At 35.2% G+C, this 11,692-nt stretch carries 6 protein-coding genes and 1 tRNA gene; 3 read left to right on the top strand and 4 right to left on the bottom strand.

The features are described 5' to 3' along the window. Positions 1 to 49: 49 nt before the first annotated feature. Positions 50 to 120 (top strand) — tRNA-Gln (locus IPJ80_02890). Positions 121 to 551: 431 nt separating this feature from the next. Here the strand turns inward: IPJ80_02890 and IPJ80_02885 are convergent. The 3 genes from IPJ80_02885 to IPJ80_02875 form a co-directional block, all read right to left on the bottom strand. After that, complete coding sequence (locus tag IPJ80_02885) at positions 552 to 1,097, bottom strand: hypothetical protein (GenBank protein MBK7912428.1); 546 nt, start codon at positions 1,095 to 1,097, stop codon at positions 552 to 554. A 194-nt stretch (positions 1,098 to 1,291) separates the two neighbouring features. After that, a complete protein-coding gene (locus IPJ80_02880) occupies positions 1,292 to 2,842 on the bottom strand; it encodes a glycosyltransferase family 39 protein (GenBank protein ID MBK7912427.1) in 1,551 nt (516 codons plus the stop codon). Between the two features lie 199 nt (positions 2,843 to 3,041). After that, positions 3,042 to 3,695, bottom strand: a complete 654-nt coding sequence (locus IPJ80_02875) for a phosphatase PAP2 family protein (protein MBK7912426.1) — start codon at positions 3,693 to 3,695, stop codon at positions 3,042 to 3,044. 372 nt (positions 3,696 to 4,067) lie between these two features. Here IPJ80_02875 and IPJ80_02870 point away from each other — a divergent pair, with 372 nt between their 5' ends. Then, positions 4,068 to 7,997, top strand: coding sequence for a DUF839 domain-containing protein (locus IPJ80_02870; GenBank protein ID MBK7912425.1), 3,930 nt, complete (start codon positions 4,068 to 4,070; stop codon positions 7,995 to 7,997). Between the two features lie 630 nt (positions 7,998 to 8,627). Then, the gene (gene rny / locus IPJ80_02865; protein MBK7912424.1) at positions 8,628 to 10,235 is read left to right on the top strand and encodes a ribonuclease Y; all 1,608 of its coding nucleotides are present in this window, start codon (positions 8,628 to 8,630) and stop codon (positions 10,233 to 10,235) included. A gap of 132 nt (positions 10,236 to 10,367) precedes the next feature. On the opposite strand, the gene IPJ80_02860 is transcribed toward rny, so the two are convergent. Next, positions 10,368 to 11,576, bottom strand: coding sequence for a DUF1624 domain-containing protein (locus tag IPJ80_02860; GenBank protein ID MBK7912423.1), 1,209 nt, complete (start codon positions 11,574 to 11,576; stop codon positions 10,368 to 10,370). Between the last annotated feature and the right edge of the window lie 116 nt (positions 11,577 to 11,692).

The following is an 11,692-nucleotide window of genomic DNA, read 5'->3' as shown; positions in this document are numbered from 1 at the left end:
GGCTTTCCAATTTAATAAAACTGCTTATTTTTGCCCTCCGTTTAGAAATTGACCCATGGTGTAACGGTAGCACTAGTGATTTTGGTTCATTCAGTTAAGGTTCGAATCCTTATGGGTCAACTCATCTTCGAATGATGGCAATTCTTGCCATCATCCCGACATCCAAAGAAATAATTTAGTTTGAAAGAAAGAGACACTTGGATCGTCGGGATGCTGACGAAGCAAAGCTTGTCAGCATGCCGACATCCAAACAAAGCCATGTTTTAAATAGATAGAAATCGATTCGTTTGGATCGTCGGCATCCTTATGGGTCAACAAATCTTCGAATGATGGCTATTCTTGCCATCATACCGACATCCTTGAGTTTCAACGTCACTGCGTCTCTGCATGAAATAAATTAGTTGATAGTTGATGGTTGTTAGTTGATAGGAGGAACAATGCTTCTTTTGTTAAACTGTTAAGCTTGTAAGCTTTTTAACTTTTTAGCTTAATAGCTTTTTAGCTTGATAGCTTAATAGCTTTTTAGCTTCTTAGCTTTTAATGCAGTTTCCTTATTTCTTATTCCGATACCGCAAGGTCATTCCATGATAGTTGACATTTTGATTATACCATTCTTCATCACTCAAACCACTTTGATTATTTAAGCGAAGCAGGGTATTGTAAATTTCAATTTTTTTAATGTTGGGACGTTTTAATTCTTCTGAAAAATGTGAAGAAATAATCCCATCCAAATTGGTGAAATTTAATTTAAAATCTTCAGCTTCAATATAGACCTCACCCAGATAGTCAAAGTTAGTCAAATTCGGATCCAGACTTGAGCTAAGATCAACGATAAATTTTGAGAGATCACAAATCGTATTTAATGTAGCTTTATAAGAGAAGATACTTATGGTGCCTGATACGGTATATTGGGTTTTATAATGAGCGCCATCTACAGTCATATCCAAACTTAAAAATTCCTTCCAATTGTGCGCATAACAATCAGCTAAAATCTCAGCATCGCATTCATTGGTACCATTTGGATTGGTATCCTCTTTGTCGCAGGAAAAACCAATTAACACCATTGCAATAGGAAACAGGAGTTTGAAAGTATTCATATTTAAGATTTAATGAAGTTGAAAATCAATCGAAAATAATACATATTTTTTAATTGCAAGTTTTTATTTTTATTCAGAAATGTCAATGAATTATAGCAAGGAGCTGAAAGTGTCTAATCGTTCTCATTTTAAGCTGATGATCAAGTGGAATTGAGAATTTTTATAAAAAAGGTAAACACAATTAAATTAGAAATCTAGTTTGGCCAATCCTTGGGTTTCAATTTAAAAATCACTGTGGTTGGCGATTCAAATAAATCAGGATAGCTCGCCAATAACAGCAGTTTACTTGTATCCAAATTTTCATATAGTTTCAACCTTGAGATTACTTTTCGTGATGGATCTTCTGTTAAAGTGTTGAACAGGGAAATTGAATCCTTCAATATGAAGACCGGTTTATCTAAATAATAATTAAAACCGGGATTATACATTTGGTAAGCGTATAATTGCTCCTTAGGATTCCATTGGGAGCTGGTTATGATAACAGGATTTCGAACGAGTATTTTGGGATAAACTACATTGTAAAAAGTGAAATTGAATAAGAAGAAGCATGAAAATAAACAATATAGTATCATATTGAGACTCAATTTGTTTTTTGTAAAAAGTAATGCAAATATGCTAATTGGTAATATCAACAGCAAGCATGCACAATATTTTAAATCCTTTGTTTCTGGTATGTTTCCTAAAAGAAAAAATACAGAAACAGGGATTATGAAGGAAATCATAGCAAATACTATCCATATATATTTTTTAAGCAATACTGCCTGAGCCTGCTGTATCCCATATGCTGTAATGATTGCAATAAATGGATACGCCGGCATGGGATAATTTGGCAGCTTTGTATTGGAAAAACAAAAGAAACCGATAATTACAAGCACACAGCTAACTGAAAGCTTGATTAGGGATGGTGTAGAATGTTTAATAAGATTCCGTATGGGATATTCAATAAATAGAGTGGCAGGAAGCATTCCAACTAAAACAAAAAGTATGATGATGAAGGCATTTCCACTATGACCTTCCATAGGGTCCGTAAAGCGATTCACATTATTGGTTATAAAAAAATCATGTGTATAAAGTCCATTCGTTTCCCAATGAATTTTTAGAAACCAAGGCACTATTAATACAAATGTGAATAGGACTAAAAGGGTCGATTTAATTGAAAAAAATAATTGCATTTTTTGATCCCAATGTGACCAGACAAATAAAGCAATTAATGGTAGAATTAAAGCAATGGGACCCTTTGATAAAAATCCTGCTGCTGCAGTAACGGCACAAATCAGTAAGTAGATCCATCTATTTTTTTGAGTATATAGAAAGTAACTCAATATGGTGGATGTCATAAAAAAAATTAAGTAGGGATCGGGAACAGCCATTCTAAATTCAAATAAAAAATGAAACGAACTAAGAAGTAAGCAAACACTAATGAATGCAGTTTCTTTGTTTAAATATTTTTTAGAAATATGATATACAAAGAACAATGTAAGCATTCCGCAAATAGCGGAAAAAAATCTCGATGCAAATGGGTTTACTCCAAAGAGCTTGTAAGACGCATACATTGCAAAATATGGAAAAGGAGGCTTGTCTGACCGTAACCTGCCATTAAATGTTGGTATTAGCAAATCATTGCGTTTGTACATTTCACGCGCACATTGTGCATTCTTTGCTTCATCTTTAATGTAAATCGGATTTGCATTCAGTCCAGAAAACAGCAAAGCTGCTGCAATTGCAAACAGCAAGAGTACTCTCAATTCTAAGGAATTTTGCTTATATTTTAATACCATTTGTTAGTATTCAGATTTTGTATCCTAATTGTGGCAAAGCAAGGATTTTAATTTTTAGTGACAAAAAATCACATAATGCAACTATAATAAATTTCAGGTATTTTGCTTTTATTGAATTTCATTCATATCTAAAAATGTAGGTTGAGCTTTTAAATTAGCTAAGAACTTATTGGAAGGATAATTCCCTTTGTTTAGATTTTAGATTCAGTCTCACCATTTTAGGTATTGTAAAATGTATTTGTATTCCAATGAAAGAACCGATAATCATTCCGGCAAGAACATCTTCAGGAAAATGTTGTCCAAGATAAATTCTGGAGTAACCAACCAGGAATGCTAAAATAAATAAAAGGACCGAGGTGAGTTTATGTGCAGCATTAAATGCAAAAATAATACTGACAGCAAATGCAGTAGTTGTATGGCCAGAGGGAAAACTGGAATGATGATGATAAGTTATTCCATCTACTAATTTAAGGATATTGGTTCCATTAAAATAACTTGCCGGTCTTGGAATATCAATTATATTTTTTATTATTTGAACGAATAACCCGGAGATTACATAAGCACTTAATATTTTTAGAGAGAGTAAATATTTCTTTTCTGAAGTTAAAATTATTAATATGAGTAGAATAAAAATCCCATCTCCCAGCCAGGTAATATGTATAAAGAATTGATCTAAACCTTTGCAATGAAAGAAATTGAGTAATTGAAAGCTTTCAGTTTTCGGGTAATAACATAGCATTGCAAGCAGCAGCGTTGCAATGCTCATTAATAAATAGCAGTAGGTGTTTTTTAATTCTTGGAGTGATTCAATTTTGATCATACAATTTAGTCGAACAAAATTAATTTAGCTTATCGGCGTAATAATTATGCAGCTATTATTGGTTTATAAAGTTAATGCAAAATGTAAGTTTAGTATTAATTAGAAATTAATTAGTGCTATGTTAAAAAAAGTATGATTTGTGTTACAATTAATGGTTATTAAGATTTTTGAAATTGTAGTTTATAACTATGTAAACAAACAAAAGATTTTTATTTTATAATAATTGATGTGATTAATTCATTTGTATTAATTTTAACTATGTAATATACAAACAGTAATAATACATTTTCCACACATTTTAATAATATAGTCTTAATCTTGAATATTTACCTGATAAGTACAAGCGATTCTAATTTTGAGAAAAATTATTTTATGAAATCAACATTACTTGGATTGTTTTTTATTCTACTAACATTTCAATTTATAAGCGCTCAACAAACGATTTCAATTCGTGTCAATCAACCGGATGATGATATTGAAGAGTACATTCCTGGAGCGAATCAAACAAAAGTACTAGGAAGTATGGATATTGGGAGCTCTGATCTTGAATTGGGTATGGAGACAAAAGATAATATTGATCCACAACTCATTGGCATGCGGTTTAATTCAATTGCAATTCCAAAAGGTGCTTTGATTACCAATGCATATCTTCAGTTTACCGTTGACAACAACAATAAAAATACGGATCCCTGTAATTTGTTTATTTATGCAGAATTAAGTTCAAATGCAGTTGCATTTAATACCAGCCAGGCATTTAATCTGTCAAGCAGAAGTTTTATTAAAGATTCCATTGTATGGAATATTGCGCCTGGTAGTTGGACAGTAATCGGTGAAAAGTCATTGGATCAACGGAGTACGAATATCAGTAGTCTGATACAGCAAATAGTTAATCAGCAAGATTGGATTCCAGGAAATTCTTTGGCACTGTTTATTAAAGGTTCGGGATTAAGAGAAGCTGAATCTTATGATGGTTCCCCAGCAGATGCACCGCTTTTAGTGATCGAGTTTACTCCGGTATTAAATCTTACAACCAAAATTTCTTCACCTGAAGATGATATCGAAGAGTATTTACCTGGACCCAATCAAACGAAAGTACCAGGAAATATGGATATTGGAAGTTCGGATTTAGAGTTGGGTATGGAGACTGCAGGAAATTTAGATCCTCAATATATTGGCCTCCGTTTTGCAGCCCTCGATATTCCAAAATCATCTGTAATTAAATCAGCCTATCTGCAATTTACAGTTGACAACACGAATAAAAATACAGATCCTAGCAAACTCACTATTTTGGTGGAAAACACAAGCAATGCACAGGCATACAATGCAAATGATCCTTTTAATTTAACAAAACGAGCTGTTTTGAATGATTCTATAATATGGGAAATTCCAAATGGCAGTTGGACTGTAATTGGACAAAAAGGAGCAGACCAAAGAAGTACTGACATTTCAAAGTTAGTTCAGCAAATAGTGAATCAAAACAATTGGACATCAGGAAATGCAATCTCATTTTTTATTAAAGGGGTTGGATTAAGGGAAGCGGAATCCTATGATGGTTCTCCTGCGGATGCAGCTCAATTAATTATTGATTACATTCCGGTTGCAAAGTCGAGCTTCAGCGTTTTAACTCCTGAAGACGATATCGAAGAGTATTTGCCAGGACCCAATCAAACGAAAGTACCTGGGAATATGGATATAGGAAGTTCTGATTTGGAGTTAGGTATGGAAACAGCAGGGAATGTGGATCCACAATATGTAGGGATGCGATTTGCAAATATTAACCTGACGAAAGGTACTTTTGTAACAAATGCATATTTACAATTTACAGTAGATAATACCAATAAAAATACAGATCCTTGTAAGCTTACCATCTGGGCTGAAAAATCAGAAAACAGCTTGGCATTTAATCCAAATGATCCTTTTAATTTAACAAAGCGCTCCGTATTTTCTGACTCGATTGTATGGGATATTTCAGCGGGCAGCTGGACTACCATTGGTGAAAAATCATTGGATCAACAAAGTGTAAATATTTCAACTCTCATTAATAAAATTCTAGCTCAAGATAATTGGACCAGCGGAAATGCGCTTTCCTTATTTATTAAAGGGACTGGTTTACGGGAAGCTGAATCCTATGATGGATCTCCATCTGATGCTCCAAAATTAAACATTGAGTTTTTTCAATCTGTAAAACCGAGATTGCCAGTCACCGATTTTCCATTAAAGCGTAAGTCAGATTGGTATTATTGGGATCAGACCACACCGCCTCCCGCTGATTGGGCTGCGATCAATTACAAAGACGATGCTTGGGAATCTGGACCCGCACCACTAGGTTATGGCGATCCATTTATAGTTACCAAATTAAAATTTGGACCGGATGCAAACAATAAAACCATAAGCAACTATTTTCGTAAATACATATCAATCCTAAACCTGGATTCCTTGAGCAATCAAATTGAATTCAGTATTAATACCGATGATGGTGCAGTAGTTTATGTAAATGGTGCAGAGGCATTTCGAATTAATTTGCCTGATACAACAATACGACCTTCCACGAAAGCGGTTAAACGTATTCTAGGACATGAAGAGCGCTATTTTTATTTGTTTGATGTACCGAAGACGCTTTTTGTGAATGGAACCAACACAATCGCTGTTGAAGTGCATCAATGGGAGGGATTTAGTTCAGACTTATCTTTTGATTTAGAAATCAAGAATAAAAAATTTGATACAAATCCATCAAGATTGGGTTGTACCAATGGAAACGATCAACACATTGCTTGTTTTACATCCCTCTTACCAAGATCACAAGATGAATCGATTGAATTACCGGACAGTCATGCATTCCAGTATATTATTGCAACTGATGATGCATACATAGGAACTCAAGGCAACATTCCATCTAATTTTGATTTTACAGGATATGTTCCAATTAATGGAAGTAGTACAGAAGGCTATTTGTCTATCAACCATGAAAAGACCATAGGAGGAGTTTCTATTTTGGATATGAAATTTAATCAAACAAAGAAATTGTGGGAAGTCAACTCTTCTGGTCCTGTAGATTTTTCACCCGTTGTGATGACATCAGAAAATTGTTCAGGTGCTGTAACCCCTTGGAATACCATCATTACCTGTGAAGAAACGACCCTAAACGTAGATGCCAATTCTGATGGGTATTTGGATATTGGTTGGAGTATCGAGATTGATCCAAAAACGAGAGCTGTAAAAAATTATGGTAAAGGTCCTGAAAAATTATGGGCACTGGGAAGAATGGATCATGAAAATGCAGTTGTTAAAAACGATCGAAAAACATTATATCAAGGTGAGGATGCACCGGATGGAAATGTATATAAATTTATTGCCGATCAGGAAGGCAACTTATCTGCTGGCAAACTTTATGTTTTAAAATTAAATGGCACCATTCAAAATGGAGAACCGACGAGTTCACAAGGAGTTTGGTTGGAAGTTCCCAATACAACAACTCAGGAACGTAACGATGTCAAACAATGGGCGAAACAAAATGGAGCTACCCAATTTGCAGGGGTAGAAGATGTAGAAATAAATCCCTTGAATGATCAAGTGTATTTTTCGGTAAAAGGAGTTGGTAGGGTGTATCGATTTACTGACGAAGGAAATACTGTAAGTGGATTTGAAACATTTGTAGGAGACAATGCATACCGACTGAATTCCAATGACCTGGTAGTTGCAGAAGATTGGGGTCAGGGCAATGATAACCTTACATTTGATGATTTAGGAAATTTATGGGTTTTACAAGACGGGGGTTCAAATTTTGTTTGGGTTGTTAGACCTGATCATACCCAAACCAATCCAAAAGTTGAGTTGTTTTTACAAACACCTATTGGATCAGAACCTACTGGCATGACCTTTACTCCAGATTATAAGTACATGTTTATTTCAATTCAGGAACCTTCTTCCGCAAATGCCGCATTATTAAAAGATGCTTCTGGAAAAGAAGTGCGGTTTAATAAAAGTACTACTTTGGTAATTTCGAGAAAATCAAATTTGGGAAATCCGGTTGCAGTTAATTCAACCATTTTAGAAAATCTGGATCTGCAGATTTACCCAAATCCATTTAAGCAAAAATGTAAAATCGACTTCAATTTAGACCAATCTGCCAAAGTAGAAATAGTCATTTCAGACGCTCAGGGAAAAAATTTATATTCCAGCGGTGTAATGCAAAAAGGAAAAGGGAAGGTCTCTACCGAAATGCATTTACCATTTACTGGAATGCTGTTTGCTTCCATTTATGTAAATGGAGAACGGAAAACATATAAATTGATAGGATTTTAGAAAAACCGTCTAAAATATTTCAAGTTTTTTGATTTTAAAAGCCAGGTTCAATATCTGGCTTTTTTTAAGTGTGGGCTGAAAAATGAAATGGAAAATCAGTTTTGAATTGTTTTCATTTTTTAAACAACATGTATTTTTGGTAGAGCTGTTGTCAAATTTATTAGTTCAGAACTTTGGGGGTGCTTGTCTACAAATTTAAACATTTTATTCGTTAAATCCCATTCCACCTCTTATTTGTATGGTTAATTGTCGGCCTTTCCCAACAAAATCTTCAATTTTTTCATATAATTTTTCTATATTTGCAAGCGTTGGATTTCTTTCTATGGAGAGTAAAATCTGACATTGTAAACATTATTTATATATAAAGGTCTGTTTTACAAGAAATTGTAATTAGTCCGGGGGATATGTGGTGCTTGGTTAAAGGTTGTTTTATTAAATTCATAATAAATAGAGTTTTGTCATTATTCGCTAAATCTGAAAACACCTGAAGGGAAACAGAAACTTGGTTGCCAGGATCGGCAATTCATTAGCTGCATGACGCAAAGCTTTTCTACCACCACATTCTGATGGCAAGACCTGCTTAAAACATATCAGAATGCAAGATGTACTTGTAGCAATTATTGGGGCCTTATGGCCGGAATGGGCATCGGTTATTTCATCGTTCATGCCATTCTCAAACGTTCCAATCAAAGAAAATTAGAGGAAATTAACCGGATCAGTGATCTGGAAATTGAAAAAGCACGGGTAACCGCTCAACGCATGGTTTCTGAAGCAGAAATGAAGGCTGAAAAAATCGTCTCCAAAGCTGAACAGAAAAATGAAACCATCAAACAACAAAAAATTCAGGAGTCACGGGACAATTTCGCCCGACTGAAAGCTGATTTTGAAAGTTATAAAACAACCCAGTCCGTCGAACTCAAAGAGCGTGAATTAAAGGCTGTCGCAATTGAAAAGGATATTCAAGCCAAAACCCAGGATATTGAAAATCGCGAAGGTGAGGTTAAAATGTTGCGTGAAAATCTTGATCTCCAGTTAAAAATTGTCAACAAGAAAAAAGAAGAATTGGAATTTGCCAATGAAAAGCGCATCAAGGAATTGGAACAGATTGCTCGCATGAATGAATCTGAGGCAAAGGAACATCTCTTGCAAGCGGTTAAAGCAAAAGCAAGCAACGATGCGATGATTATTGAACGTGAAGTCATCGAACAAGCCAAAACAAATGCCAATAAAGAAGCTAAGAAAATAGTCATCCAAACCATTCAACGGATGTGTGCTGAATACACCATTGAAAATTCAGTTTCAGTATTTAATCTGGACAGCGATGACATCAAAGGACAAATCATCGGACGAGAAGGCCGGAATATCCGTGCTCTGGAAGCCGCTACCGGAGCAGAAATTGTTGTTGACGATACTCCGGAAGCTATTGTTATTTCCAGTTTTGATCCAATCCGACGTGAAATTGCACGCCTTTCATTAAAACGATTGGTAGCAGATGGCAGAATTCACCCGGCTCGTATTGAAGAAGTCGTTGCAAAAGTGAAGAAACAACTCGACGAACAAATTGTAGAAATCGGAGAACGTACCATCATCGATCTGGATATTCATGGATTGGATCCCTACCTGGTTAAAATGATTGGACGCATGCGTTTCCGTTCGTCTTACGGTCAGAATTTATTGAAACACTCTTCAGAAACTGCAAACCTCTGTGCCGTGATGGCAGCTGAATTGGGTCTGAATCCGAAGCAAATTAAATTGGCAAAACGGGCCGGACTCTTACACGATATCGGAAAAGTTGCTGAAGAAGAATCTGAATTGTCACATGCTTTATTTGGCATGAAGCTGTGCGAAAAATACAATGAAAATCCAATCATCATCAATGCAGTAGGTGCGCACCACGATGAGATTGAAATGAATAATATCATCTCTCCAATCGTACAAGCCTGCGATGCAATCTCAGGTGCTCGCCCAGGTGCCCGTCGGGAAATTCTGGAATCCTACCTCAAACGGATTAACGAATTGGAAGAATTAGCAATGACCTATGAAGGCGTCCAAAAAGCATACGCCCTCCAAGCCGGACGCGAATTGCGCGTAATCGTAGAAAGCGAAAAAGTAACCGACCAATATGCAGACGATCTCGCATTCATGATTTCACAAAAAATTCAAGACGAGATGCAATATCCCGGACAAGTAAAAGTGACCGTAATCAGAGAAAAACGGGCCACTGCTTTTGCAAGATAAAATCAATTACGAATTACGAATTACGAATTACGAATTACGAATTACGAATTACGAGATACCAATTACGAATTATCAATTACGAATTTGTGAATTTTATTCGTAATTGATAATTCGTAATTCGTAATTAATCCCTTAAACATACCCCAGCCACCAATACGAATTCCGTTTCCGGTACTCGCTAAACCATTTGCAAAGAGGATATAAACTGATTACAACCAGGATCCATACCAGGTACACGATACCTAAAGAATAGCCTTCGCCGGAAACCATGAATGCAAAGGGAGGTCCATTGGGAATAATGTCCGGTTCAGACCAGGCATGACCTCGGGTAAAATATAAAACACCTGCTACGAGGTGAATTAAATAAAAATGAAGAATGTAATAGAAGAAAGGCACACTGCCGTATATGTTGAATATTTTGACCAGTTTATTCGATGATGCAATGGCAGCATTTATGGAATCGGTTAAACTGAGGACAATCAATGCCGGTCCGAGTGTAATGCATAAAAACAATAAAGAAGGTGGATATTTATTGACATTGAAAAAAGATAAGAGCGTATGTAGAAAATCATTCTGTGCACTCCAGGGAATTGGATCACCATAATAATTTGACCAACGAAGAAGAATAAAAAACAAAATCAGTCCGATCCCTTTTATTAATAAAAATTTTCTTCGAAAATCTGCTGAAGTCGATTGCTCGTATAATTTACCCAGGCAATAGCCCAGCATCATAACTCCCAACCACGGTAAAAACGGATACACAATCACTAAGGTGTGATCTTGGTTGATTGCATGCGCTGCAAAGTGCCCATTGTGTAAAACATCCCAGAAAAAACCCTGCTGTGTTGAATTGATTCCATCCAACACATTGTGCAAACAAACAATAAGCGAACCTGTAATTAATATTAAAATATAGGGTAAATGGATTATAAGACTCATAAATACCATGGAGATTCCAATTGCCCAAATAACTTGTAAGAAAAACATTGGAAACTGGAAATTAAAACTCCATAAGAATCCCATAATAATAAATTCAACAAAAATCAACCAGAGCCCTCGTTTAAATAAAAATTTACTGAGATCAATTTTTGATTTTCTAAAACTTTGAAGATAGATCGAAACACCAGAAAGAAAAATAAAAATGGGTGCACAAAAATGCGTGACCCATCTCGTCATATAAAATGCCAAACTGGTTGTTTCAATATCTAGGGGATCATGTAAGAATGCATCGTAATGAATAAAATCCCGGGTATGGTCCAAGGCCATAATTACCATAATGATTCCACGCAATAAATCAATGGAATAAATTCGTTTGTTTAATTTGAGCTCCGCTGTTTCCAATAGCTTCTATTTTTTTATAAAATTAGAATATTTGAACAAATTGCATAAAATAAATAATTTTGTTAGTAGAAATGAACGCTTTCTAATAATCGTTCCTTCAGTACTTTAATACCATG

The sequence above is a fragment of the Saprospiraceae bacterium genome (genome assembly GCA_016714025.1).
GTDB lineage: Bacteria > Bacteroidota > Bacteroidia > Chitinophagales > Saprospiraceae > Vicinibacter.
This window is presented reverse-complemented; position numbering and strand designations above follow the sequence as displayed.

What these genes read in the sequence shown, in the direction of transcription:
- IPJ80_02885 (MBK7912428.1), bottom strand. Translation starts at nt 1,097, where the DNA reads ATGAATACTTTCAAACTCCTGTTTCCTATTGCAATGGTGTTAATTGGT.
- IPJ80_02875 (MBK7912426.1), bottom strand. Translation starts at nt 3,695, where the DNA reads ATGATCAAAATTGAATCACTCCAAGAATTAAAAAACACCTACTGCTAT.
- IPJ80_02870 (MBK7912425.1), top strand. Translation starts at nt 4,068, where the DNA reads ATGAAATCAACATTACTTGGATTGTTTTTTATTCTACTAACATTTCAA.
- rny (MBK7912424.1), top strand. Translation starts at nt 8,628, where the DNA reads ATGGCCGGAATGGGCATCGGTTATTTCATCGTTCATGCCATTCTCAAA.